Source organism: Micromonospora sp. NPDC004704, assembly GCF_053601675.1.
Map to the genome: position 1 here is coordinate 350,032 of NZ_JBSGCD010000004.1, position 24,852 is coordinate 374,883.

Sequence of the window (24,852 nt, forward strand, 5' to 3'; positions counted from 1 at the left end):
ACCCTCGTTCCGGAGAGGACCGACAGTGGCAGGACTGCGCATAGCCATCCTGTACAAACACCGGCAGAGCGGCCGATGGCTCCTGCCTCAGGTGGAGGAACTGCGCCGCCGTGGCCACCAGGTGATGGTGGTGCTGCCGCCGGGCACCGGGCCGCTGCCGGCGGAGCTGCTCCGGCGCGGTTTCGAGGTGGTCGAGTCGCCGTTCGACTTCCGCTTCCGGCCCAACCTGGCGACCCTGCGCGGGCTGTGGCGCCTGCGCCGGCTGCTGCGCGACCTGCGCCTCGACATCCTCAAGTACCACCTGTACGCGTCCGCCCTCGCGGCCCGGTTCACCTCGGTCGGGCTCCGGCTGGGCCGGGTGCACGTGGTCGTCGGCCCGCTGTTCCTCGAATCCCGGCTCATCCGTACGGTCGAACGCTGGCTCTGGCGCGCGGACGACGTCATCATCTGCGGCACCGACTACACCTCCCGCCAGTACGGCGCCCTCGGCGCCCCGCCGGAGCGCCGACCATCGACCACCCCCGGCATCGACACAGGCCACTTCAGCCGGGAGCGTTTCGTCGCCGAGCAGGGGCCGACCGCCGCCGAACTGCGGGCCAAGATCCGGGCCGAGCTGGGCATCGCCGAGAACGCCTTCGTCGTGGTCATGGTCGCCTACGTGTACGCACCCAAGCGGCTGACGTACCACGGGCGGGGGATCAAGGGCCACGACATCCTGCTCCCCGCGTGGCAGGCGTTCCAGGCCCGGCACCCCCGCGCCCACCTGCTGCTGATCGGGGGCGGGTTCTCCGCCACCGGGGAGACGCACCGCCGGGAACTGGTCCACCGGTTCGGAACCGACGCCGACCCGAGCATCACCTGGATCGAGTCGGTGACCGAGGTACGGCCGTACTACAACGCGTCCGACCTGAGCGTCAGCCCGTCCCTGTCGGAGGGGCACGGCGCACCGGTCGAGGCGGGCGCGATGAGCCTGCCGAGCATCGTCAGCGACGCCGGTGGGCTGCCCGAGGTGGTCGACGAGTCCAGCGGGTGGGTGGTCCCGGCGGGGCGGGCCGGTCCGCTGGAGGCGGCGCTGGGGGCCGCGTACCGGGAGTTCGACGCCGGGGTGCTCACCCGTCGGGGCGACGCCGCCCGCGAACGGATGGTCAAGTCCTTCGACCACCGACCGGCGGCCGAGATGATCGCGGACATCGTGGAGCGGACCGCGAACGGGGTGCGGTCGCGATGAGAGTGGTGGTGACGACCGAGACCCGGTTCTCGCGTACGCCGGACGGCTCGGTCTGGACCCCGGACGGTCCCGCGTACCCGTTCTTCAGCCGCTACCTCGCGGCGTTCGACACCGTACGGGTGGTGGCCCGGCTCCGGCACGTCGAGGAACCACCCGCCGACGCACACCGGGTCGACGGTCCGGGGGTCGAACTCTGGCCGGTCCCGCACTACGTCGGCCCCCGCCAGTACCTGTCCCGGTGGCGGTCGATCCGGGAGGCGGTCCGCGCCGCCGCCCAGCCCACCGACGCGGTGATCCTGCGCGTACCGTCGCCGACCGGTTCGATCCTGGCCGGGTGGCGGGAGCGGCAGCGGCTGCCGTACGCGATCGAGGTCGTCGGTGACCCGTACGACGTGTTCGCCCCCGGTGTGGTGGACCACCCGCTGCGGCCGTTCCTGCGCCAGTGGGGGACCACCCGGTTGCGCCACCTGTGCCGGTCCGCCGGCGCGGTCGCGTACGTCACCGAGCGCCACCTCCAGTCCCGGTACCCGAGCCGGCCCGGTGCGGTCAGCACCGCGTACTCCAGCGTGGACCTGCCCGAGGACGCGTTCGTGTCCGCCCCCCGGCAGGTCGAACAGCCGCCGGATCCGGGGACCCTGATCTCGATCGGCTCGCTGGACCAGCTCTACAAGGGCATCGACACGGTGATCGAGGCGCTCGCCCGGCTCACCGGCACCGGCGTCGCCCCCCGCCTGGTACACCTCGGCGACGGGCGGTTCCGGCCACGCCTGGAACAGCTCGCCACGCGACTGGGGGTGGCCGACCGGGTCACCTTCGTCGGGACCGTACCGGCCGGTGCGGCGGTCCGCGCCCACCTCGACGCGGCGGACCTGGTGGTCGTGCCGTCGCGTACCGAGGGGCTGCCCCGGGCATTGATCGAGGCGATGGCGCGGGGCCTGCCGGCGGTCGGCTCCACCGTCGGCGGCATCCCCGAACTGCTCGCCGACGTCGACCTGGTGCCCCCCGACGACCCGGCCGCCCTCGCCGAGGCGATCCGTCGTTTCCTCACCCAGCCCGGACGGCTCAGCGCCGCCTCGGCCCGCAACCTGAACCGGGCCCGGGACTACTCGCACGCCTCGCTGCGCCCCCGCCGGGACCTCTTCTACCGGGGCGTACGGGACGCGACCGCGAGCCGGACACCGGTGGGTGGTCGCGCGTGACGAGGTCCCGAGCGGAGCAGACCCGGCGCGGCGGCGAACCGATCCGGCAGCGGCAGCGTCCACGCCCGACCGTGGCCGACCCGACCGTACGGGTGGCGCACGTGATCGGCTGGCTGGACCGGGGCGGGGCGGAAACGGTGTCGCTGGACATCTGCCGCGCGATCCCCCCGGACGACGTACAACAGACCTTCATCACGCTCAACGGGCGCGAAGGCACCCTGGCCGCCGACTTCCGGGCCGCCGGAGCCGAGGTGACCCAGTGCCCGGTCATCCCGCTGCGCACGTTCGGGCCGAGGCTGTGGCGGTGCCTGCGGCTGATCCGCCCCGACGTGGTCGTCTCCCACGTCAGCCTCACCAGCGCGGTGATCCTGCTGGTGGCCCGCCTCGCCGGGGTGCCGGTACGGATCGCCAGGTTCTGGAGCGAGGGCGACGGCCGGGCGGACACCCGTTACCGCCGGCTCCGGCGCGCCCTGCTGCGCCGGCTGTTGCGTCGGGTCGCCACCGACGTGCTGGGTGTGACCACGGCGGCACTCGCCCTCGCCGGCCCGCCGACCGGGGACGACCGCTACCGGGTGCTCTACAACAGCGTCGACCCGGCCCGGGTACGGGGCTGGGAACGGGCGGCGGCCCGAGCCCGCTGGCAGTTGCCGACGGACGTGCCGGTGCTGGCGTACCTGGGGCGCTCGGCACCGGAGAAGAACCGACCCTTCCTGATCGAGGTGCACCGGGCCGTACGCGCCCGGTGGCCCGACGCCCGGCTGTTCGTCGTCGGTCCGGGCGGCCCCGACGACCTGATCCGGGCGTACCCGGAGATCGTCGACGATCCCCTGGTCGTGCTCGCCGGTGAGACCGACGAGATCGCCTCGGTGCTCGCCGCGACCGACGTGCTGCTGCTGCCCTCGCGGCGGGAGGGGCTGCCGGGCGTGGTGCTGGAGGCGCTGGCCGCCGGGGTTCCGGTGGTCGCCACCGACCTGCCGTGCCTGCGCGAGGTCGAACCCCGCGTACGCGGACTCGCGCTGCTGCCGCTCGCCGACGGCCCGTACAGGTGGGCGGACGCGACGGTGGCCCAGATCCAGCTCGGCCCGGTCGCCCGGGAGGAGATCCGCCGGAGCCTGCACTCATCCCCGTTCCTGCTGGCCAACGCCGTCACCCAGTGGCGGACGCTCTGGACGGTCGGCCGCCGATGAGGTCCGCGCGGATCGGCCCGACCGGGCAGAGCGACGACACCTCCGAAAGCGACGGCGACGGCGCGGGGGAGGGCGGCGACACGTTCGATGCGGCGGAGTCGACCCGTACCGTCGACGCCCCACCCTCGGCGGACCGGACCGGGTGGGCGGGCCGGAGCCGTCCCACGGGCCGGGGCCGACGGTCGGGCCGAACCGGCCCGGACACCGTGACCTGGGCGCTCGCCGGCGGGCTGGTGTGCGCGGTCAGCCTGGTGCTGGTGATCCTCGACGACCGGATGCAGCACTGGTTCGTCGTGCCGGTCACCGGCTGCGGTGTGCTGATCGCCCTGGACGTGGTCGCCTGCGTCCGTCGCCGGCTCGACATCTTCGACCCGCAGTCCCTGCTCGGCCTGCTCGGGCTGCACTTCTTCTACCTCGCCCCGATCCTGCACGTGACGCTCGACCACTGGGGACTGTTCGTCAACCCGCCGACCGAGTGGCGCGACGCGCTCGGTGCGATGGCGATCCTCAACCTGGTCGGGCTGCTGATCTACCGGTGGCTGCTGTCCCTTCCGGTCCGGGGACGGCACACGGCCTGGGGTCCCCAGCTCAACGTGTCCCGGTTCTACCTGATCGGGTCGCTGGCCGTGGCGGCCGGCGTGCTGGCGTTCGGGTTCGAGATCGTGGTGTTCGGCGGCCTGAGCGGATTCCTCGCCGTGATGACCCAGGGTCGTGACGCGCTCAGCGGGATGGGCTGGCTGCTGATGCTCGCCGAGTCCTTCCCGCTGATCGGATTCGCCCTGGTCCTCGTCCGGTGGCGGGAGGTGCTGGCCCGCCGCCGTTCCCTGGTGGTGTGGCTGCTGATCGGCCTGGCCCTGGTCCAGTTCATGGTCGGTGGCCTGCGGGGCAGCCGGAGCAACACCGTCTGGCCGATGTTGCTCGCCCTGATCCTGGTCCACCTGATCGTCTTCACCATCTCGCGCAGGGCGCTGCTGGTCTGTGGCCTGATCTTCGTCGTGTTCATGTACGTCTACGGCCTCTACAAGAGCGCCGGGGTCGAGGTCGTCGACGTCGTACGCGGTGACCGCAGCATCGGGGAGATCTCCTCGGAAACAGGGCGTGACCTGCCGAAAGTGCTCCTCAACGACCTCGCCCGAGCCGACATGCAGGCGGTACTGCTCGAACGCAAGCGGCACGGCGAGGGCGACCTGGGGTACGGCGTCACGTACCTCGGGGCGGCCACCCTGATGGTGCCGGGTTGGCTGCTGCCGGAACGCCCGACGACCAAGCTCGTCATCGGCACCGAGGTACTGCTCGGGCCGGGCAGCTACGACCGGGACAACGGTCAGTGGGCCACCCGGATCTACGGCATCGCCGGCGAGGCGATGCTCAACTTCGGCCCGGCCGGTGCGGTGGTGTCGTTCGTCCCGCTCGCCCTGCTGGTCCGCTGGTCCCGGCGGCTCTACCGGCGCGCCCGGGACCAACCGGACCTGGTGCCGAAACTGCTCGCGCCGTCGCTCGGCGTCGCGACCGTGCTGGTGCTCAGCAGCGACCTGGACAACATCGTGGTGTTCCTGCTCGGCCGGTTCGTGCCGCTGGCGGTGGTGGTGCTGCTCGCCTTCGCGGTGCCGAGGCGGGACTCCGGCGGACCGAAGCGGAGTTCCGGTCGGGCGGCACACGCCAGGGCCGACCTGCGGGTGCTCCACTAGGACACACCCCCGGGTACCCCTCTCGTCCGGGCGAGCACGGCGGCGGGCCGATTCACCCCGACCCTGCCCGCGGCGGCACCGATCCTGCCGGGGCGGGCGCCGATCCCGGCCGCCGATCCGGCGACGGGCGCCGACGTCTTCCGGTCGCGTCCGTACGTCCGCAGCACCTTGCCGGACAGGTGCAGGATCCCGTAGAGGACGGCCCCGTACAGCAGGGTCTTCACCAGCGCGAAGCTCTCGCCCCGGAAGTTGTACATCCAGGTGACCGTGAACAGGACGCTGGCGTACGTGTAGAAGCCACCGCGTACCGCCCGGTTGACGAGGAAGCGCTGCACGGCGGTCAGCGCGGCGAAGACGAGGGGGATGCCGACCAGGCCGAAGTTCAGGTACGCCTCCGCGGTGAGCGAGAAGCCGTAGCCACCGGGCGAACCGGGGGCGTACGAGTCGACCAGCCACTGCGCCAGCGCGTACTGGGGACCGATGGGCAGGACACCCTGCACCGCGTCCCAGTACGTTCCACCGTGCGCGAACGGCAACTGGTGCGGCACCAGGCTCATCACGTACGTGTCCGGGAACATCACCGTCCCCTCGTTCAGGGCCCGGGTGGTGCCGATCCCGACACCGGGGCTGCGGATGCTGGCCAGGAAGGTGGCGAGGACGACACCGGCGACACCGATCAGGGCCAGCCGCAGCGACATGGCGCGCCGACGGAACAGTTGGACGTGCAGCAGGACGCTGAACAGCGCGAACAGGAAGTCCCGCTCGTTGGTGGCCAGGCAGTAGCCGACGTAGCAGGCGACGTTCACCGCGTACGCGATGGTGCCGAGCCGGGTCGACCGGGCGGCGAAGTAGAGCGAACAGGCCATGGTCTGCAAGAGCAGGTAGTCGTAGTGCCAGGGACCGGCGAGGGTGATCCGGTCCAGCTTGTTGCCGGAGAGCATCGCCGGACCGTGCAGGGCCATGATCGTCAGCGCGTAGAGCGCCAGCGCGAGCAGGAACGGCACGAGCAGCGGGAGACGGTGCTCGGGTTGGTCGATCCGGGTCCGGTCCAGCGCGCCCCGGCGGACCGGAACGACGACCCCCACCACGAGCATGGCGAGGAAGGCGAGCAACAGGCCGAACGACGCCGCGCCGATCTTGTCGATCGCGATTCCCGGGTAGATCTCCCGCCCCAGCACGTGGTTCAGCGCCGGGCCGAGCCCGAAGAACGCGAAGTAGCCGGCCAGGTACGGCAGCACGTCCCGACGCCCGGAGCGCAGCAGCAGCAGTACGGGAACCGCGACGGCTCCCGCGACACAGGCCCAGATCACCGTGGTGCTGTTCAGGTCCACGGCCGTCCTTTCAGGGCACGGCGCAGCATCAGCGCCTTGAGCGTTCCGTCACCGGCCACCGTCAGCACCACCGTCCAGGCGGCACCGTCGAGCCCGTAGCGGGGAATCAGCACGTACGCGGCGACCACGGTCAGCAGCAGGGTGGCGACGCTCGCGGTGAACTGGTTGCCGTACCGGTGCAGCGCCGACAGGGCGGTGCCCACGACGAAGACCGCCCCGCTGAGCGCGGCGACCACGGTGAGCAGGGTCAGGACCGACGCGTGTCGTGCGTACTCGGCGCCGTAGACCGCGTCGAGGGCGGGTCGCCCGAGCATCGCGGCCACACCGACGGCGAGTCCGCCGATGCCCAGCGTGGCCAGGACGAGTCGGTTGACGAGTCGGGTGAGCGCGGTGACCTGGCCGTCGGCGTACAGATTGGACATCCGGGGCAGCATGGTCTGGGCGACCGCCGCGAAGATCGCGTTGGCGGCGAGTACGACGTACCCGATCGCGGCGAAGATGCCCAGCGCGGCCGTGCCCAGTTCGTGGCCGACCAGGTAGCGCGGCAGGTTGATGGTGAACGAGGCGAGGCCGGAGGCGATGCCGAGGGGGAGGGCGAGCGCCGCCAGGCTCGCCAGCCGCCCGACCGCCCCTCGCCGGGCGTCGCCGTCCGCTCCCCGGCTGTCATCGTCCGGCACCGGGACGGCGTGCCGGCGCAGCGGGCGCGCGGTGACCACGCAGTATCCGATCGCGCCGAGCGCGGATCCGGCGACCGACCCCAGCACCGCCCACGCCACACTGCCGGTGAGCAGGAGCAGCGTCGTCACGGCGAGCACCGTGGCGACCCCGTTCAGGATCATCGAGAGGCTGATGCTGCGCATCCGTCCGTGCCGCTGGAAGAGGCCGAGGTAGATGTCACCGACGCCGTCCAACGCCTTGGCGACGCCGACCAGCACCACCACCACCACGGCACCGCCCGAGCCGACGAAGGCGGCGATGACCGCGATCACGACGGTGGCGGCGACCATGCCGAGGACGCGCAGCCGCAGGTAGTCGTCGAAGCCGAAACGCGAGCGCGCGTCGGTCACCTGGACGGTCCGCAGGGCGAGGCTGGCGACCAGGAGGACCGGTGCCGCCACGGCCAGGCCGAGTGCGTACTGGCCGACCATGGCCGGGTTGCCGTACCTGGCCAGGACGACGATCACCACCCACTGCGCCAGGGAGGCGACCAGGATGCCCAGCAGGCTCCAGCTGATCTGCCCGGCGACGGCATGGCGACTGCGACGCAGACCACCGGAGCGCCCGGCGACCGTACCGGGACGGCCGGTGGCGGTCGCGGTGCTGGTGGGAGTCGCGGTACTGGCCGCGGGGCCGTCGAGGATCATCCGGGCTGTACGCCGGTGGCCCAGATGTTCGCCGACCACGGCCAGCCGTCCGGCAGCAGTCCGCTACAGGCGTTCCAGGTCCGGGCGGCGAGCCGGTACGAGCTGCCGGACAGGTCCGGCCGGACGCGGGAGTTCGGCATCGTCGGTCCGCCGCTCACCCCGGTCACGATATCGACCAGACCGGCCGCCGCGAACGCCGTACGCAGCGAGTCCTCCGACATCACCCGCAGATTGTGGGTGGCCAGGGTCTCCGGGCTGAACCGCCGCAGGAGCGCGACCAGTGCGGGGTGGGCGTAGTTGGGCACCGTCACCGCGGCTACCCCGCCGGGGCGGAGGAACCGCCGGTGGTGCGCCATGATCTCGCCGGGCTCCTCGAAGTGCTCGACCAGACCGAAGGAGAGGACGAGGTCGACCGGCGGCAGTTCGGCCGTACGGACGTCGCCGAGTTGCAGCTTCGCCGGTACGCCGGCCGAGTGCAGGAGCCGCCGCGCGGTGCTCAGGCCCTCGGGCGCGAAGTCGATCCCGTGGTAGGTGTGCATCGGCCGCAGTTGGTGCAGTTGGAGCAGCATGCTGCCGGGGGCGCAGCCCAGTTCGAGCACGTCGACCGGGCCGTCGCGGCCGGTGCTGTCGAGCAGGTCGGCCAGCAACTGGTGCCAGGTCCGGGTGGCCTTGAGCCGCTGTTTGACCCGGCTCGCCACCCCGCTCGACCTGGGTTGCGTCCACAACTGGTCCCAGGACTCGGTGCTGGTCAGATCCGTCGAACTCTTCATCGCCGTCCCCCTTCCGGGGGTCGCCCCGGCCCGGATGTTCGGATCCGTGTTCCGACTACTCAGCCGCTCGAAAGCGGACTAAATCGCTACAAAGTGTTTTACCACCCATTAGCGAGGGACGGATCCTTTTCGGTCATCGGGGACGAGTGGGGAGGGCAGGACGATCCGGAAGGTCGTACCGGCGCCGAGTTCGCTGGTGACCTCGATGGTGCCGCCGTGGTCGGTGACGATCTGCCGGGTGATGGCGAGCCCGAGTCCGCTGCCGCCGGTGCCGCGCCCACGGGCCGAGTCCGCCCGCCAGAACCGGTCGAACACGTGCGGGAGCGCGTCCGGGGCGATCCCGGAACCGTCGTCGGCGACCCGTACCAGCGCGGTCGCCGTACCGGTCCGGGCGCAGTGCAGGGTGACGTTGCCGCCGACGGGGGTGGCCCGCAGGGCGTTGGTGATCAGATTGCCCACCACCTGGCGCAACCGGTCGGGGTCGGCGTAGACGAGGACCGGTTCGGCGACCACCCGCAGCGTGATCCCGGCCGCCTCGGCCAGCGCCAGGTGCGCCGTACGGCAGGTCTCCAGCAACTCGGCCAGGTCGACATACACCCTGTGGTACGCGAGCGTGCCCGCCTCGGCCAGGGCCAGTTCCTGGAGATCGTCGACGATCCGCTGCTGGAGCACCGCCTCCTCGTGCAACGAGGCGAACAGCTCCGGATCCGGGGTGATCACCCCGTCCTTGAGTGCCTCCAGATAACCGCGCAGGTTCGCCAGCGGGCTGCGCAGCTCGTGTGCGACGTCGGCCACCAACCGGCGCTGCCGTTCCTCGCCGCGCTGCAACGAGTCGGCCATCTGGTTGAACGAGCGGCCCAGCTCGGCCAGCTCGTCCCGGCCCTCCACCGGCACCCTGCCCCCGAGGTCGCCCCGACCGAGCCGCTGCGCGGCGGCGGTGAGCCGGCCGATCGGGCGGAGCACCCGGTGGCTCAGCAGAGCGGTGCAGAGGATGGCGACCCCGGCGACCCCGGCCACCCCGGCGAGCATCGGGCCACTCGTCAACGCCGCTCCGGGGTCGCTCCCCGCACCGAGATACAGCCGTACCGGCTGCGGTGCCACGTCGTTGATCTGCAGGTCGAAGACCTGCGTCAGGCAGCTCACCTGGTCCTCGGTGGTCCCGGTGTCGCCGTCGGTCGATCCCTGCGGCGGCTTCGTCGGTGTCGCGGGGCGCCCGGTCTCCGCGGCCGACTCGCCGTGGACGAGTGGCAGCAGGTCGGCCATCGGGGCGCCACAGTCACCGGCCCTGGCGATGTCGGTGGCGATGTCCCGGCCCGCCTCGGCGGTGCCCACCCGGCAGTTGTTCACCAACTCCGGCTCCGGCTGTGGACTGTTCGGACCGGCCTCGAACACGGGCACCCCGAGCGGGCCGGGCGTGCTGGTCACCGCCATCCCCTCCCGGGTCAGACAGGCCGCGAAGAGCACCCCGGAGCGGTAGTTCCCGATCGCCTTGACGGTGCTGGAGGCCAGGCTCGCGGTGGGCACGTTCTTCAGTGACAGGGTCGGTCGCGGGTTGACCACGGCGGTGAGCGGGCCGAGGGGCCGGGTGGCCCTGTCGGGGTTGTCCTGGGTGTCGGAGTCCACCAGCACCACGAAATCCGTCTCCAGGCGGATCCGCTGACCGGTGTCCTGGTGCAACCGCTGGACCAGCGTGGGTACGCCCTCCCAGGTGCCCTGCCGGCTGGCGTACGCCTTGAGCTCGGAGCTGATCATGTCGACCTGGGCCTCGTCCGCGTTGGCCGTGGCGCTGAGCTGCTGCCGGGCCTGCCGGAGGGTCAGCCAGGCGGTCGCGGCGGTGGCACTGAGCGCGACGAGCATGACCAGCCCCAGCACCCGGAACCGGAAATTCACGGCGTGGCCGTCGCCGGAACACCGAGGTCGGAGAGCCGGTAGCCACGGCCGAAGACGGTCTGGACGTACCGGGGTTCGGTGGCGTCAGCCTCGATCTTGCGGCGCAGGTTCATCACGTGTACGTCAACCGTGCGTTCGAGGACGTAGTGGTCGAACCCGAACGCCCGGTCGATGATCTGGGCCCGGGTGAACGCTCGACCCGGCTCGCTGGCCAGCACCTCCAGGATCCCGAACTCCTTGGCGGTCAGGGTGATCGGCCGGCCCTCGATCCGTACCTCGAACCGCCCGGCGTCGATCTCCAGGTCGCCGACCCGCAGCACCGCCTGCCCGCCCGCGCTGACCACACCGGCCCGGCGCAGCAGCGCCCGTACGCGCGCCGCCAACTCACGCGGGCTGTACGGCTTGGTCAGGTAGTCGTCGGCGCCCAGATCGAGGCCGAGCAGGATGTCGTCCTCGGTGGTACGGGCGGTCAGCAGCAGGATCGGCAGATCGGACTCGGCCCGCAGCACCCGGCACACGTCCAGCCCGTCGACGACCGGCATCATCACGTCGAGCACCACCAGGTCCGGCCGGCGGATCCGTACCTGGTCGAGTGCGGCCCGGCCGTCGCCGACCAGCAGGACGCTGTGTCCCTCGCGTTCGAGGTAGATCCGTACGAGGTTCGCCTGCTTACGATCGTCCTCGGCAACCAGGATCCGCGCGCCCATGACTCCCCATCCTGACGGGTAACGGTCGTACGGATTCAACCGGTGACCCGTTAAGTAATCGTGAAGACAGGGTGCGGAACCCATATGGCACCGGACGTCCGCTTCGACGCACGGTGAGGCAACCGCTTCTTGATCGGTTCTTCACACCCGGCCACCTACGGTAGCCCGCATGTCGGTACGTCAGCTACACGGCAGCGCGGCCATCGGCCACCTGACCAGCCACGATGCGCGTTGGCGCCGGGAGGCCCGGCGCCGGATCAGGGTAACCCTCGCGGTCCGCCGCGCCGAAGCAGCACCCCGCCCCGCCCTTTCCCACCCTCCCACCCCACCGCCCCCGCCCCTCATCTGAGGGGGTCTTCATGATCAGGGGGAGTCCGGCCGGCTGGAGCGAGCCGAACTCTTCACGCTGGCGCTGGCTTGTTCGCCCCGTGGGGGATGATGAGCGGTGTGGGGGACTGGATCATCATTGCGGCGTACGAGAACACGCCCGGCTGTGCACAGCCGCAGGCGGCCGTACGCGCTTGACTGCGTGACCGGGGCATCGACTGGATGCCCCTGGAACCGAGCGACATCCGCTGGGATCTGACCTGCGGTATCGGCCCCTACGGTCACTGGCACGGCTGGTACGGCGTACGCGTCCAGGCCGCCGCTCTCCGCCGTCTCGGCCTGCACCCCGACCAGCCGACCTCGCTCGTCACCGGCCCCACCCCGCCCGCCTGGTGGCACGCCGCAGCAGAACGCAACGCCCGATGACACCGGTCAAGCGGACATCCGATCGCCCGGGCTGTGGCGACCAACTGTCCCTATGGGGGCACTTACCCGCCACAGCCCGCCCCGCCCTACCCGGCGTCGAGGCGGCGGTCGAGGAGTTGGCGCAGCGGCATCGACTCACCGTCGCGCCCGCCCTCGCCGACGATCAGCTTCGGCTCCCGTGGCTCGATTGTCACCCCGGTCAACCGGGCCCGCAGACTCGTCGGCACGCTCAACAGGTAGAACCCGCCGTCGTTGGTGACCGCGCGGGTCAGGTTCACGTCGACGTACCAGCCGGTCAGGCCGGTGCGGTAGCGGGCACCGGTCGGGGCGACGGCGGTGAGGGGGCGCACCGGCAGGCCACGCCGCCGCGCCTCGCGGACGAACTCGGCCACCAGTTCCCGCGCCTGCCCGGTCTCCGCCGCCCGGCGCACCCGTTCCGCCTCGGCACGTACCTCGACCGCGTGGCGGTGCTGCTCCCGCCAGGCGGCAGCCTCGTCGTCGACCATCAGCAGACCGTACCGCCGGGGGTGAAAGAGACCGCCCGCCGCGACGAGGGATCGTCGCGACGGGCGGTGGGTGTCAGCGGCCCGACTTGCCGAGCCCCTTGTCGAGTCCGGCGCGGCGCAGCGCGTCGGCCATCGCCCCACCGGCAGCGGGAGCCGGCGACGAACCGCGCCCCTGCCGGGGCTGGCCACCGCCGCCGCGCTGCCCACCCCGGTCGGCGCCGCCCCGGTCCCGGCGCTCGCCGCCGCCCGCCGGGCGGTCGCGGCGTTCACCACCGCCACCGGTACGCGGAGCGCCCGGTGTCGCCTCGTCCTCCAGCCGCAGCGTCAGCGAGATCCGCTTGCGCGGTACGTCCACGTCGAGCACCTTCACCCGGACCACGTCACCGGACTTGACCACGTCCCGGGGGTCCTTCACGAACGTGTTCGACATCGCCGACACGTGCACCAGCCCGTCCTGGTGCACCCCGACGTCGACAAACGCCCCGAACGCGGCGACGTTGGTGACCACACCCTCCAGTAGCATGCCGGGCGTCAGGTCGCCGATCTTTTCGACGCCGTCGGCGAAGGTCGCGGTACGGAACGCCGGGCGCGGGTCACGTCCCGGCTTCTCCAGCTCGCCGATGATGTCGGTGACGGTCGGCAGGCCGAAGGTGTCGTCGACGAAGTCCGTCGGCCTGAGTGCCCGCAGCAGCGTGCTCTTGCCGATCAGCGAGCCGAGGTCGGTTCCGGTGGAGGCGAGGATGCGCCGGACCACCGGGTACGACTCCGGGTGCACGGCGGAGGCGTCCAGCGGGTCCTCCCCGCCCGGAATGCGCAGGAAGCCCGCGCACTGCTCGAACGCCTTCGGCCCCAACCGGGGGACCTCCTTCAACGCCCGGCGGGTACGGAACGGGCCGTGGGTGTCCCGGTGCATGACGATGTTCTCCGCCAGGCCGGCCCCGATCCCGGAGACCCGGGTGAGCAGGGGTGCGGAGGCGGTGTTCACGTCCACCCCGACGCCGTTCACGCAGTCCTCGACCACCGCGTCCAGCGAGCGGGAGAGCTTCGCCTCGGAGAGGTCGTGCTGGTACTGGCCGACCCCGATCGAGCGCGGCTCGATCTTCACCAACTCCGCCAGCGGATCCTGGAGCCGGCGGGCGATGGAGACCGCCCCGCGCAGCGACACGTCCATGCCGGGCAGTTCCTGGGAGGCGTACGCCGACGCGGAGTAGACCGAGGCGCCGGCCTCCGAGACCACCACCTTGGTCAGGTTCAGGTCCGGGTGCAGCCGGATCAGGTCACCGGCGAGCTTGTCGGTCTCCCGCGAGGCGGTGCCGTTGCCGATCGCGATCAGGTCGACCGAGTGGGTCCGGGCCAGCCGGGACAGCGTGTCGATCGACTGGTCCCACTGCCGGCGCGGCTCGTGCGGGTAGATGGTGTCGGTCGCCAGCACCTTGCCGGTCGCGTCGACCACCGCCACCTTCACGCCCGTACGCAGGCCGGGGTCCAGGCCCATCGTGGTCCGGCTGCCGGCCGGGGCGGCGAGCAGCAGGTCGCGCAGGTTCATCGCGAAGACGCGTACGGACTCGTCCTCGGCCGCCTGCCACAGGCGCATCCGCAGGTCCGCGCCGAGGTGGATCAGGATCCGGGTACGCCACGCCCAGCGGACCGTGTCGGTCAGCCAACGGTCGGCGGGCCGTCCCCGGTCGTAGATGTCGAACCGGGCCCCGATCTCCGCCTCGTACCGGGTCGGTCCGACCGGGCCGGACTCCGCCTCGGGCGCCTCCTCGGGCTCCATGGTGAGGTCGAGTACGCCCTCCTTCTCACCCCGGAACATCGCCAGCACCCGGTGCGAGGCGAGCCGGGTGTACGGCTCGCTGAAGTCGAAGTAGTCGGAGAACTTCGCCCCGGCGTCCTGCTGGCCGTCGCGTACCCGGGCGGCGAGCCGGCCCCGCGACCACATCTGCTCGCGCAGCGACCCGATCAGGTCCGCGTCCTCGGCGAACCGCTCGACCAGGATCGCCCGCGCCCCGTCGAGCGCCGCCGTCGGATCCGCCACACCCTTGTCGGCGTCGACGAAAGCGGTCGCGGCCGTACGCGGATCGAGCGTCGGGTCGGCGAGGAGCTGCTCGGCCAGCGGCTCCAGCCCCGCCTCCCGGGCGATCTGCGCCTTCGTCCGCCGCTTCGGCTTGTACGGCAGGTAGATGTCCTCCAGCCGGGCCTTCGAGTCGGCCGCCATGATCTGCGCCTCGAGGGCGGCGTCCAGCTTGCCCTGACTCCGGATGGACTCCAGGATCGCCGCCCGCCGCTCCTCCAACTCCCGCAGGTAGCGCAGCCGCTCCTCGAGGGTGCGCAACTGCGCGTCGTCGAGCATGCCGGTGACTTCCTTGCGGTAACGGGCGATGAAGGGCACGGTGGCCCCGCCGTCGAGCAACTCGACGGCGGCCGTTACCTGCCGCTCGCGTACGCCGAGCTCCTCGGCGATCCGCTGATGAACAGACGTCGTCACGATCCTGGTCCGCCTTTTCCGGGTGGGTTACGTACGCATTCTGCCGTCCGCCACCCGTCCGCGTCGCGCCGCCCGGCCGGCGCCCGAGAGAGGCGGTCCTCAGCGGCGGGGGGTGAGGGTGGCGGCGGCCACCGTCGCGTCGACCGCGTTCAGCAGGTCGGCCAGGGCGGGGGGCAGCAGCCGGCGGGCGGCCGAGATGCGCTGCGCCACGGCATGCTCGGGCAGGCCGAGTACGCCGATCATGCCTCCGGACCGGACCAGCGCGGCGAGCGTCGCGTTGCGGATGTCCAGGGGTTGGTCCGAGCGTTCGAGGACGGCGGCGAGCCGGACCCGGGGTGCGGCCACCCGGTTCGGGTCGCGGCCGGGCCAGCGCACCTTCATCCGCAGGCTCAGCCCGCGCCGGCTCTCCCGCCGCAGCGCACCCGCGCTGACCAGCCGGAGTCCGACCTGCTCGTGGACCTGGGGGCGGATGAACTCCAGCCAACCGCGGGCGTCGTACCCGTCGCCGTGCCGGACGATCTCGCCCAGTGCCCGGTCCGCGACGGGGTCCTGCCAGGCCCGGTTGTCGGCGACGAAGACCTCGCCACGGGTGATGGTGATCCGGCCGGCGAGGGCCAGTTCGGCGAGGATCGCACCGGCCAGGGCCGGGTCGAGCAGGTTGGCGGCGGCCAGTGGGCGGCCGTTGTAGTCGTCGTGTCCGATGAGGAACAGCTCATCGGCGAGTCGTTCGGTATCGCCCAGGAAGTTGTTCATGGCTCTCCGGCCCCGCCCGGTACCGTCGTGACGCTTCGATTGCTCCGCGTGTTGATGCAGGACGCTACGGCAAGGAATCACGGCGCTCAACCCGTTCTCGGCGTTGCGTCGGGCAATGGACTCGACGGGGGCGAAACTGTCGGATCTCCGTACGAACTTGTCGCCCGCCGGAAACGGCCATAACCTCTCCTGATTGTCGATCGACAATGTTTCGACCGGCCAGGAGCGATCCACGATGCCAACCGAGCCGCCCGCCCCCGGTATCCCACTGCACCCCGGTCGACTCGGCACCGGACGGCTCGCCCTCTTCGTCGCCGCGACCGCCGGGCCGCTGACCGCGGTCGGTGGGACCATCCCCATCCTGTACGCCGTCAGCGGCAACGTCGGCGCCGCGTTCTGCTTTCTGGTGCTGACCGTCGTCCTGGGCGTCTTCGCCGTCGGTTACGCCGCGATGGGCCGGTACGTGCCGAACCCCGGATCGTCGCACTCGTACATCGCGAATGGGCTCGGACGGGTCGGGGCGGTCGGCGCCGCGTTCGTCGCATTGATCGCGTACAACGCGATCCAGATCAGCCTCTACGGACTGATCGGCGCGATTCTCGGCGAGTTCGCCAGCGACGAATTCGCCGTCGAACTCGACTGGTGGATCTGGGCTCTGCTCGCCTGGGCGGTGGTCGGGTTGCTCGGGCTGCGTCAGTTGGATCTCTCCGGGACCGTCCTGCTGGGGTTGCTGGTCCTGGAACTGCTCGTCCTGACCGTCCTGGTGGCCCTCGCGCTCGACAATCCGGCCGGCGCCTCGGTCACCACCACCGGGCTCGACCCGGCGAACCTTCCGGTGGCCGGACTCGGTGCCGTGCTCGCCCTCGCCGTCGCCGCCTTCGTCGGAGTGGAATCGGGCCCGGCCCACCGTACGCAGGTCAGGGATCCGGGCCGGACCGTCGCCCGCGCCACGTACCTCGCCATCGCCGGCATCGGCGGCTGCTACGCGCTCTGCGCCTGGGCGCTGACCGTGGCGACCGGTCCGGACAACACCGCGACCGTGGCCGCCGTCGCCGGTCCCGGACTGGTCGCCGACGTCCTCGCCCGGCACGGCGGGGTGGCGCTGGCGGTCACCGCCCAGGCCCTGCTCGCCACCGCGGTACTGGCCGCGCTGCTCGCCGGGCACAACACCGTCGCCCGCCAGTTCTACCTGCTCGGATTCGAACGGGTGCTGCCGGCCGGGCTGGGCCGGGTCGGCGTACGCACCGGCGCACCCGTTGCCGGCTCACTGGTCCAGACCGGGCTGGCGCTCGCGGTGCTGCTCGGCTTCGCCGCTGCCGGTCGGGACCCGCTGACCGACCTGTTCACCTGGCTCAGCGGGGTCGGCGCGGTCGGCGTACTGGTCCTGCTGACGCTGACCTCGGTGGCCGTGGTCGGGTTCTTCAACGGCCGTACGGTCACCGTCGAGTCGCGCTGGCAGCGGCTGATCGCGCCCACCCTCGCCACCATGGGACTCAGCGTGGTCCTGGTCGTCCTGCTGGCCGACTTCGGTACGTTGCTCGCCCCCGGCACCCCCGCCTACCTGCGTGCCCTGCTGCCGGCCCTGCCCGTGCTCGCCGTCCTGCTCGGCCTGCTCCGGGGGGTCGCCCTCAGGTCGATGCAACCGGAGGTCTACGCCGGCATCGGGGGCGGGACCCGTGAACCCGTCCCGGCGTCGCCACCCGCCGGTGCCGTGCCGAGGGCCGAGGCCAAGGCGTGATCGATCGGGGCTGCGCACACCTGCCGGGTCCGGCTGGGCTAGCGTCTGATCATGGAGTCTTCGGCGGCGAACGAGGCGCTGAACGCGGCGAAGGTCGATCCCCGGGCCAGACGCCTCTTCGGCGGCAGTGCCGGTGCCCTCGGCGACCTCGCCGGGAGCCCGTTCCGGGCCGACCGGGACCGGATCGTCAGCTCACCCTTCTTCGCCCGGCTCGGCGGCGTCACCCAGGTGATCTCCCCGGGCGGCTCCGGGCTGCTCGTACACAACCGGTTGACGCACAGCCTGAAGGTCGCCCAGGTGGGGCGGGCGGTGGCGGAGCGGCTGACCGCCGACAAGCGCTACCGCGACCTGCTGGACTCCCTCGGCGGCTGCGACCCGGACGTGGTCGAGGCCGCGGCGCTCGCCCACGACCTCGGGCACCCGCCGTTCGGGCACCTCGGTGAGCAGGTGCTCGACCGGATCGCCCGGCAGCGGCTCGGGCTGCCGGACGGGTTCGAGGGCAACGCCCAGTCGTACCGGATCGTCACCAGCACCGAGATCCGTGGCATGGCGACCATCGGTCTGGACCTGACCGCCGCGGTCCGGGCCGCCATCCTGAAGTACCCGTGGACCAGGTCCGGTTACCCCGACCCGCACCCCCGGCAGTTCGACCCGCCGCCGCGCGGGGCGACCGCGCCGCCGGACGAGCCGGACAGCGGGTCGGCGAAGTTCGGCGCGTACAGCACGGAGGTGGAGGACCTGCGGCAGGCTCGGGCGCCGTTCGCCGGGCGGATCGCCGACTGGCAGCAGACCGTCGAGGCGTCGATCATGGATACCGCCGACGACATCGCGTACGCCATCCACGACGTGGAGGACTTCCACCGGGTCGGGGTGCTGCGCCAGGGCGCCGTCGCGGCCGAACTGCTCGCTTGGCAGCGCGACATCGACCGGTACCGGTCGATGACCGACGCGGCCCTCGAACACGGGCTGCGCCGGCAGGGCGCCCCGATCGAGCGGCTGCGCCGGCAACTGCACCGCAAGGACGCCTGGATCAGCGACGACGAGGCGTTCGCCGCCGCAGTCGAACACGTACGCCTGGAACTGGTCGACGGGCTGCTGGCCGCACCCTTCGACGGCTCGATCGAGGCCGAGCAGGGAGTGTCGGGCTTCTCCGCCCGGTGGACCCGCCGGCTGGTGGACGCCATCACCGTCGTTCCCGACCCGCCGGTACGGGCAGGGCACGTCCTGCTCGCCCCGGTGCAGTGGCACGAGGTGCAGGTGCTCAAGTTCGTCCACCACCAGTTCGTGCTCGCCCGGCCCGACCTGGCCCTGCACCAGCGGGGACAGGCCCGGCTGCTGGACACCCTGGTCCAGGCCCTGCTCGACTGGATCCTCGACCCCCGTGAGGAGGCCCGGCTACCGCGCAGGCTGCACGACCTGATCGACCTCGCCGAGGCGGAGCTGCACCCGCGTACGCCGGGCCGGGCCGGTAAGGCGCGCGGACGGGCGATCATCGACTTCGTCGCCTCGCTGACCGACAGCCAGGCGGTCGCGTTGCTCGACGCCCTCTCCGGCCGCTCCGGTCAGCTCTGGACCGACGCGTTCGTGCTCTGACCCCGTTCACCGGGGCCGGACCCGCTCACGGATCAGACGATGTCCTGCCACCAGCCGTCGACCGGTGGCGGCAGGTCGACCACGACCCGCTCACCGGGTCGGGGCACGGCCAGCCGTACGTCGCGGGCCTTCGCCTCCCGCCACAGCCGGTCGACCGGATCGGCCCACGGGTGCACGGCGAGGTTGAACGTCGCCCAGTGGACCGGGACCAGCAGCTTCCCGCGCAGGTCCAGGTGGGCGGTGACCGCCTCCTCCGGGAACATGTGGATCTCCGGCCAGGCGGGCGCGTACGCACCGACCTGGATCAGCGTGACGTCGAACGGGCCGTGCTCCCGGCCGATCCCGGCGTACCCGGAGAAGTAGCCGGAGTCGCCGGAGTAGAACACCCGCCGGGTCTCCCCGCTGATGACCCAGGAGCCCCAGAGGGTGCGGTTGCGGGTGAAGCCGCGCCCGGAGAAGTGCTGCGCGGCGGTCGCGGTGAACCGCAGGCCGGCGACCGTGACGTTCTCGGTCCAGTCCAGCTCCACGATCCGCGACTCCGGCACACCCCACCGGGCCAGGTGGGCGCCGACGCCGAGCGGGACCAGGAACGGCGCCGACTGGGTCCGCAGCAACACCCGTACGGTGGCCAGGTCCAGGTGGTCGTAGTGGTCGTGCGAGATCAGGATCGCGTCGACCGTGGGGAGCTGCTCCAGCGGCACCGGTGGCGGGTGCAGCCGCTGCGGCCCGACCAGGCGCGAAGGGGAGCACCGTTCGCTCCACATCGGATCGATAAGCACCCGTCGGCCCTCGATCTCGACCAGGACCGAGGCGTGTCCGTACCAGATGACGGCCAGTTCGTCGGCGGGCGCCGTGGCCGGGTCGGTCGTGCCGGGGTCGACCAGCGGGACCGGGTCGGCCGGCTTGCGTCGCTGCCCGCCGAAGAGGAACTGGAGCAGGACGTTGCGCCCGGATTCGGCAACCATGGTCCGGGTGCTGGCCTGGTTGCGGAAGCTGTCGCCCTCGTACTGCGGGGAGGACCGCAGCCTGGCTGCCCGGTCACCGGCGGCGCGGGCACCCATCGCGACCGGGATGTCCCGGACGGCCCAGGCCGCGGCGGCGACGGCGGCCAGGGCGAGCAGACCCCCGGCACGGCGGCGCCGACGGCGGCGCGCCCCTGACCGGTCGGCGTGGCCCCGTCCCGGTTCGCCCATGATCTTCGCCCTACCCATCCGCCCATCCTCCCCGGTCCGGGAACCGACCGGTGGTCGGCCCCCGGATCGGGCGCGGATTTGTCAGCCGCCGTTGCTCGGCCGGTACGTCGACCGGGCGCGGGACGTGGCCGCGGCGGCCCCCGGCTCGGTGACCGTCTCCAGGAACCGCCGACCCATCACCGCACGGGCGTGGGTGGCCGGGTGGGTCGGGCCGAAGTTGTCCGGGTCGGCCTGGCCGTCGGCGAAGATCGCGTAGGTCAGCCGGGGCGAGCCGTCGGTGCCGAACATGATGCCGGCCTCGTTGCGGCCACCGTTGAACCAGCCGGCCTTGGTCGCCACCCGCTCCCGCTCGGCGGAGGACATGTCGTGCCGGATGCCGTCCGGGTACGCGATCGGCGACCGGAGCGCGGCCAGCAGGAACGCGGTGGAGGCGGGGGAGAGCAGGGTGCCCGCGACCAGGGCCCGGAGCAGGTCGTGGGTCTCCCGGGGCGTGGTGGTGCCGAGGAAGAAGCGGTTGGGGTTGGCGACCGGCTCGACCTGGGTGTTCGGGAAGCCCTTGGCGACCAGGATCTGATTGATCTCCAGTGCCGGGCAGACCAGGCCGCAGAGCCGTACCGAGGTGTCGTCCGAGACGGTGAGCAGGGCGGCGAGCGCGTGCCCGATCGTCACCGTGCTCGGGTACGCGCCGTCGAGCCGGAAGATGCCGTCACCGTCGGGGATCACGATCGCGGCGCTCACCTCGACGGTCTGGTTCAGTTGCAGCAGGCCCCGGTCGACCTTGTCCAGGACCGCGACGGCCACCGCCACCTTGTTCACGCTGTACGCCTCGACCGTGTCGTCGGCGCCCTGCTCCACCGCCGGCAGGGCACTGCCGTCAGGGGCGGTCACGCTGATCCGGGCCCGCCAGGTACCGCCCGCCTCGGTCGAGGCCCGGTAGTAGATCTTTCCGACCCGGCGCTCGGCCGGTCCGAGGGCGTCCGTGGCCGCACCCCGGTCGGACGTGTTCGCGGCCGAGGCGCCGCTGCCGGTGCCGAACACCAGCCCTGCCGTTGCCGCCGTGCCGAAACCCAGTGCGGTCCTGCGATTCACCGTGGTGGACAAGTTAGTTCTCCGTTCGGAGCCGTTACGAACCCCCCGTGGGCTCGACCCGGACACCATAGACCACCCCAAATCGCTCCGTTGTCCCTAGATCGCCCCGCCGGGCGCGGAACGGGATTCCGCGCCCGGCGTTCGGGGTAGTTGTCGTGCGTGATCGCACAGGCAGTGCGTTACTCATCCGATCGGCCCACCAAGTCCAGTCGATCATCCACAGCACGTCGGATGATCCGGTTGGTAGCGTGGTGCGCCTGCTGGTCGGTCAGATGACGGAAGGTTCGCTGGGGGCGATCTCGATGCGACGCTCGACCCCGGTCGACCGGGCCTCCGCGTCCGGCTCGGTGGCGTTCCTCGCCGCCGGGGTCGCCGTCGCCCTGCTGTACGCCGCCAACCTCTCCGACCGACTCGGCGCGGCCCTGTTCGGCGCGGTGGGCGTCGGTACGGCCGTCGTCCTGGTGATCGGGCCCTGGTGGCACCGCGCCGTGCCCCGCCACCCCTGGTACCTGCTCAGTGCGGCCAGCTCGTTGTTCCTGGTCGGGGCGTTGGTCCGACCCTGGGCCGCGGACCGGAGCGGACTGTCCGCCCTGGCCGCCGACGCGTTCACTGTGCCCGGCTACCTGTTGATGATCCTCGGCGTGGGCGGGCTGCTCCGGGCCAGGGGAGGGCTGGAACGGCACGCCGTCATCGACGGTCTCATCGTCTGCCTCGGCGCGGCCTGCGTATCGCTGCTGCTGCTCGCCGTACCGGCGGCGTCGATCCAGGGCCGACCGGTGATGGTCTCGGCGCTCGCCGGCACGTACCCGGTCTTCGACGTGGTGCTGCTCCTGCTCCTGGTCAACCTCGCCTTCACCACCGCCGCCCGCCGGCCGAGTTACTGGCTGCTGGTCGCCATGATGTCGTCGCTGCTCCTCGGCGATCTGGCGTACGCGATCGTCGGGCTGTACGGCACCCTGTCCGGTGCACCGATCCTGGACCTGCCGTTCCTGCTCGGCTTCGCGATGGTCGGTGCCGCCGCACTGCACCCCTCGGTGGTGTTCCTGGGCCGGGCCATGCCGCTGCCGGTGCAGGCCTGGTCCTGGCCGAGGCTGCTGCTGATCTGCCCGGCGCTGGCCGCGCCGTTCGTGCTGATCGCCGTACTCGACCGGCCGACGTCGGTCGAACGGCTGGTTCCCGCGTTCGCCGGGGCGACCATGGTGGCGTTGCTGCTGGTCCGCGCGGTGTCGGCGGTGCAGGGATACGCCACTGCCCAACGCCGCTACGAGCACCACGCCACCCACGATCCGCTGACCGGGCTGCCGAACCGGCGGGCCCTGTCACGCGAGGTGGCCCGGCTGCTGCGCCGGGCGGCGGCCGTACCGACCGGGATCTGGGTGTACTTCCTCGACCTCGACGGCTTCAAGATGGTCAACGACTCGTGGGGCCACGACACCGGCGACCAGCTCATCGTCGAGGTCGGCAAGCGGCTGCGGGCGCTGGTGCCGGCGGCGGCGATCGTCGCCCGGGTCGGTGGGGACGAGTTCGTGGTCGTGCTCAGCGGCACCCGCGACGAGGCGGTCGCGCTCGCCGAACGGATCCTCGGCTCGTTCGCCGCACCGTTGCAGGTCGGCGGGATCGAGGTGGTGGTCAGCACGTCGGTTGGCATGGTCGGCACCACGGTCCTCGCGACGACCGGCGAGCACACCCCGGACGGGCTGGCGTACGACCCGGACGCAACCACCGGCAGCACCGGCGGATGGGGCGGCCTGCCCACGGCGGCGGCGGCCGAGCAGCACGATGCGGCACCGGTGACCGCCGAGTCGTTGATGCGCGACGCGGACATCGCGATGTACCACGCGAAGGCCGAGGGGCCGGGCAAGTGGGCCCTGTTCGACACCTCCATGCGCGACCGGGTACGCGACCGGGTCGAGATCGAGTTCGCGCTCCGGCACGCCCTGGCCAAGGAGCAGCTCCACCTGGTCTACCAGCCGATCGTCGAACTGCGCGGCGGGCGCCTCGTCGGCGCGGAGGCGCTGCTCCGGTGGGACCACCCGGTACGCGGCGCGGTGTCACCGCTGGACTTCATCTCCATCGCCGAGGACACCGGACTGATCGCCGCCATCGGGCGGTGGGTGCTGGACGAGGCGCTGCGGCAACTCGCCGACTGGCGGGCCGACGGTGTGGTGGACGACGAGTTCTGGATCTCGGTCAACGTCTCGCCCCGGCAACTGCGCGACCCCGGTCTGCCGGACAGCATCGCCGAGTCGCTGCTGCGGCACGACGTACCGACCGGGGTGGTGGTTCTGGAGATCACCGAGTCGGTGATGGTCGACCCGTCCGCCGGCACCGCCCAGGTCCTCTTCGAACTGCGCCGGATGGGCGTACGGATCGTGGTCGACGACTTCGGCACCGGCTACTCCGCGCTGGGCTACCTGCGCCGGCACCCGGTGACCGGGGTGAAGGTCGACCGGGCGTTCGTCGCCGGCCTCGGCGGCAACCCGGAGGACGAGGAGATCGTCCGAGCGGTGGTCGCGATGAGCAGCGCGCTCCGGCTGACCGTGGTCGCCGAGGGGGTCGAGACCCCGACCCAGCGCGGGGTGCTGGAGACCCTCGGGGTGGTACTCGGCCAGGGCCGGCTCTGGGGCGGCCCGGTACGCCCGCACCCCTTCGCCGAACGCTGGTCCGCCCTGGCCGTCGGCCCGGACGGTGCCGGCCTGGCCCTCGCACCGGACGGTTCCGGGGTGGCGGTCGGTCCGGACGGGTCCCGCGTCAACGACGGGCCGGAAGCCGGTCAGGCCGACTCGGGCGGCTCGAACAGCCAGTAGACCTGCTCGTCGAGCGGGGTGGTCCGGACCCCGGTGGTGAGGTGGTCCAGGGTCTGGTGGATCGCCTTCGGCAGCCCGATGTCGTTGTTGCGCCGGCAGATGTCCAGGGCGGCGATGCCCCCGCTGGCCAGCACCCGCTCCCACATCCGCTCGATCACCAGCTCGAACGCCCCGTCGCCACGGACCCCCGGGTCGATCGCGAAGAAGCCGATGTACCAGATCCGCTGTTCGGCGTAGAGCTCCGGCCAGCGGCGCGCGAAGTAGTCCGGCGAGATCAGCGGTACGGCGTCCAGGTCGTTGGTGAACGTGGCCAACGCCAGTACGTCGTCCGGCCGATCCGGGTCGAGCCCGAGGTACTTCGTCACCCGGGGGTCGGCGAGCACCGCGTCGAACTCGTCACGGAACATCACGTGCCGCTGTACGGCGGCGGCCCGCAACTCCTCGAACGCGTTGTTGTAGAGCTGCCAGGTCGCCTCGGCGAGATGTTCGGGTACCACCTGGTCCGCCGTGATGAGCATGTCGTCGCCCCCGCCGTCACCTCATGATCGCGCCTGATCCGCGGGTCAGC

General features: G+C 71.9%; 19 protein-coding genes. 8 read left to right on the plus strand and 11 right to left on the minus strand.

The genetic code is table 11. The features are described 5' to 3' along the window. The first annotated feature begins 25 nt into the window (after window positions 1-25). Genes ACWEFB_RS07910 through ACWEFB_RS07925 form a run of 4 tightly spaced genes read left to right on the plus strand, consistent with a single transcriptional unit; the run spans window position 26 to window position 5,302 of the window. Entirely contained in the window at window positions 26-1,228 is a 1,203-nt protein-coding gene (locus ACWEFB_RS07910; protein ID WP_452283356.1) for a glycosyltransferase family 4 protein, read from the plus strand. After that, entirely contained in the window at window positions 1,225-2,427 is a 1,203-nt protein-coding gene (locus tag ACWEFB_RS07915) for a glycosyltransferase (protein WP_452283358.1), read from the plus strand. The genes ACWEFB_RS07910 and ACWEFB_RS07915 overlap by 4 nt, the downstream gene beginning before the upstream one ends. Beyond that, entirely contained in the window at window positions 2,424-3,614 is a 1,191-nt protein-coding gene (locus tag ACWEFB_RS07920) for a glycosyltransferase family 4 protein (RefSeq protein ID WP_452283360.1), read from the plus strand. The genes ACWEFB_RS07915 and ACWEFB_RS07920 overlap by 4 nt, the downstream gene beginning before the upstream one ends. Next, a complete protein-coding gene (locus tag ACWEFB_RS07925; protein WP_452283362.1) occupies window positions 3,611-5,302 on the plus strand; it encodes a hypothetical protein in 1,692 nt (563 codons plus the stop codon). Before ACWEFB_RS07920 ends, ACWEFB_RS07925 begins: the two co-directional genes overlap by 4 nt. Here the strand turns inward: ACWEFB_RS07925 and wzy are convergent. The 5 genes from wzy to ACWEFB_RS07950 form a co-directional block, all read right to left on the minus strand. After that, window positions 5,299-6,633, minus strand: a complete 1,335-nt coding sequence (wzy, locus tag ACWEFB_RS07930) for an O-antigen polysaccharide polymerase Wzy (protein WP_452283364.1) — start codon at window positions 6,631-6,633, stop codon at window positions 5,299-5,301. The genes ACWEFB_RS07925 and wzy overlap by 4 nt on opposite strands. Further along, the gene (locus tag ACWEFB_RS07935; protein WP_452283366.1) at window positions 6,624-7,997 is read right to left on the minus strand and encodes a lipopolysaccharide biosynthesis protein; all 1,374 of its coding nucleotides are present in this window, start codon (window positions 7,995-7,997) and stop codon (window positions 6,624-6,626) included. Before ACWEFB_RS07935 ends, wzy begins: the two co-directional genes overlap by 10 nt. After that, window positions 7,994-8,767, minus strand: coding sequence for a class I SAM-dependent methyltransferase (locus ACWEFB_RS07940; RefSeq protein WP_452283368.1), 774 nt, complete (start codon window positions 8,765-8,767; stop codon window positions 7,994-7,996). Before ACWEFB_RS07940 ends, ACWEFB_RS07935 begins: the two co-directional genes overlap by 4 nt. Window positions 8,768-8,875: 108 nt before the next feature. Continuing rightward, window positions 8,876-10,657 (minus strand): sensor histidine kinase, encoded by a 1,782-nt coding sequence (locus tag ACWEFB_RS07945; protein ID WP_452283370.1) that lies wholly within the window; start codon window positions 10,655-10,657, stop codon window positions 8,876-8,878. Next, the gene (locus ACWEFB_RS07950; protein ID WP_326559709.1) at window positions 10,654-11,364 is read right to left on the minus strand and encodes a response regulator transcription factor; all 711 of its coding nucleotides are present in this window, start codon (window positions 11,362-11,364) and stop codon (window positions 10,654-10,656) included. The genes ACWEFB_RS07945 and ACWEFB_RS07950 overlap by 4 nt, the downstream gene beginning before the upstream one ends. Window positions 11,365-11,913: 549 nt before the next feature. Here ACWEFB_RS07950 and ACWEFB_RS07955 point away from each other — a divergent pair. Further along, window positions 11,914-12,117 (plus strand): hypothetical protein, encoded by a 204-nt coding sequence (locus ACWEFB_RS07955; protein WP_452283372.1) that lies wholly within the window; start codon window positions 11,914-11,916, stop codon window positions 12,115-12,117. 86 nt (window positions 12,118-12,203) lie between these two features. Here ACWEFB_RS07955 and ACWEFB_RS07960 read toward each other — a convergent pair whose 3' ends face one another. From ACWEFB_RS07960 to ACWEFB_RS07970, 3 genes are all read right to left on the minus strand, one after another. Beyond that, window positions 12,204-12,623 (minus strand): hypothetical protein, encoded by a 420-nt coding sequence (locus ACWEFB_RS07960; protein ID WP_452283374.1) that lies wholly within the window; start codon window positions 12,621-12,623, stop codon window positions 12,204-12,206. Window positions 12,624-12,696: 73 nt separating this feature from the next. After that, window positions 12,697-15,111, minus strand: coding sequence for a Tex family protein (locus tag ACWEFB_RS07965; protein WP_452283376.1), 2,415 nt, complete (start codon window positions 15,109-15,111; stop codon window positions 12,697-12,699). Window positions 15,112-15,210: 99 nt separating this feature from the next. Further along, window positions 15,211-15,864: a GOLPH3/VPS74 family protein gene (locus tag ACWEFB_RS07970; protein ID WP_326559705.1), complete on the minus strand. Its 654-nt coding sequence runs from the start codon at window positions 15,862-15,864 to the stop codon at window positions 15,211-15,213. 235 nt (window positions 15,865-16,099) lie between these two features. Here ACWEFB_RS07970 and ACWEFB_RS07975 point away from each other — a divergent pair, with 235 nt between their 5' ends. Further along, on the plus strand, window positions 16,100-17,602 hold the full coding sequence (locus ACWEFB_RS07975; protein ID WP_452283379.1) for an APC family permease: 1,503 nt from the start codon (window positions 16,100-16,102) through the stop codon (window positions 17,600-17,602). A 51-nt stretch (window positions 17,603-17,653) separates the two neighbouring features. Continuing rightward, entirely contained in the window at window positions 17,654-19,195 is a 1,542-nt protein-coding gene (locus ACWEFB_RS07980) for a deoxyguanosinetriphosphate triphosphohydrolase family protein (protein ID WP_452283381.1), read from the plus strand. Between the two features lie 32 nt (window positions 19,196-19,227). On the opposite strand, the gene ACWEFB_RS07985 is transcribed toward ACWEFB_RS07980, so the two are convergent. Together ACWEFB_RS07985 and ACWEFB_RS07990 are read right to left on the minus strand one after the other, a co-directional pair. Next, window positions 19,228-20,388, minus strand: a complete 1,161-nt coding sequence (locus ACWEFB_RS07985; RefSeq protein WP_452283464.1) for an MBL fold metallo-hydrolase — start codon at window positions 20,386-20,388, stop codon at window positions 19,228-19,230. A gap of 81 nt (window positions 20,389-20,469) precedes the next feature. Then, window positions 20,470-21,477, minus strand: a complete 1,008-nt coding sequence (locus tag ACWEFB_RS07990) for a serine hydrolase (protein ID WP_452283383.1) — start codon at window positions 21,475-21,477, stop codon at window positions 20,470-20,472. Between the two features lie 272 nt (window positions 21,478-21,749). Here ACWEFB_RS07990 and ACWEFB_RS07995 point away from each other — a divergent pair, with 272 nt between their 5' ends. Further along, complete coding sequence (locus ACWEFB_RS07995; protein WP_452283385.1) at window positions 21,750-24,284, plus strand: putative bifunctional diguanylate cyclase/phosphodiesterase; 2,535 nt, start codon at window positions 21,750-21,752, stop codon at window positions 24,282-24,284. On the opposite strand, the gene ACWEFB_RS08000 is transcribed toward ACWEFB_RS07995, so the two are convergent. Further along, the gene (locus tag ACWEFB_RS08000; RefSeq protein ID WP_452283387.1) at window positions 24,251-24,802 is read right to left on the minus strand and encodes a hypothetical protein; all 552 of its coding nucleotides are present in this window, start codon (window positions 24,800-24,802) and stop codon (window positions 24,251-24,253) included. The genes ACWEFB_RS07995 and ACWEFB_RS08000 overlap by 34 nt on opposite strands. Between the last annotated feature and the right edge of the window lie 50 nt (window positions 24,803-24,852).

What these genes read in the sequence shown, in the direction of transcription:
- ACWEFB_RS07940 (WP_452283368.1), bottom strand. Translation starts at nt 8,767, where the DNA reads ATGAAGAGTTCGACGGATCTGACCAGCACCGAGTCCTGGGACCAGTTG.
- ACWEFB_RS07995 (WP_452283385.1), top strand. Translation starts at nt 21,750, where the DNA reads ATGACGGAAGGTTCGCTGGGGGCGATCTCGATGCGACGCTCGACCCCG.
- ACWEFB_RS07960 (WP_452283374.1), bottom strand. Translation starts at nt 12,623, where the DNA reads ATGGTCGACGACGAGGCTGCCGCCTGGCGGGAGCAGCACCGCCACGCG.
- ACWEFB_RS08000 (WP_452283387.1), bottom strand. Translation starts at nt 24,802, where the DNA reads ATGCTCATCACGGCGGACCAGGTGGTACCCGAACATCTCGCCGAGGCG.
- ACWEFB_RS07925 (WP_452283362.1), top strand. Translation starts at nt 3,611, where the DNA reads ATGAGGTCCGCGCGGATCGGCCCGACCGGGCAGAGCGACGACACCTCC.
- ACWEFB_RS07975 (WP_452283379.1), top strand. Translation starts at nt 16,100, where the DNA reads ATGCCAACCGAGCCGCCCGCCCCCGGTATCCCACTGCACCCCGGTCGA.
- ACWEFB_RS07935 (WP_452283366.1), bottom strand. Translation starts at nt 7,997, where the DNA reads ATGATCCTCGACGGCCCCGCGGCCAGTACCGCGACTCCCACCAGCACC.
- ACWEFB_RS07985 (WP_452283464.1), bottom strand. Translation starts at nt 20,388, where the DNA reads ATGGGCGAACCGGGACGGGGCCACGCCGACCGGTCAGGGGCGCGCCGC.
- ACWEFB_RS07970 (WP_326559705.1), bottom strand. Translation starts at nt 15,864, where the DNA reads ATGAACAACTTCCTGGGCGATACCGAACGACTCGCCGATGAGCTGTTC.
- ACWEFB_RS07915 (WP_452283358.1), top strand. Translation starts at nt 1,225, where the DNA reads ATGAGAGTGGTGGTGACGACCGAGACCCGGTTCTCGCGTACGCCGGAC.
- ACWEFB_RS07980 (WP_452283381.1), top strand. Translation starts at nt 17,654, where the DNA reads ATGGAGTCTTCGGCGGCGAACGAGGCGCTGAACGCGGCGAAGGTCGAT.
- ACWEFB_RS07955 (WP_452283372.1), top strand. Translation starts at nt 11,914, where the DNA reads ATGCCCCTGGAACCGAGCGACATCCGCTGGGATCTGACCTGCGGTATC.
- ACWEFB_RS07950 (WP_326559709.1), bottom strand. Translation starts at nt 11,364, where the DNA reads ATGGGCGCGCGGATCCTGGTTGCCGAGGACGATCGTAAGCAGGCGAAC.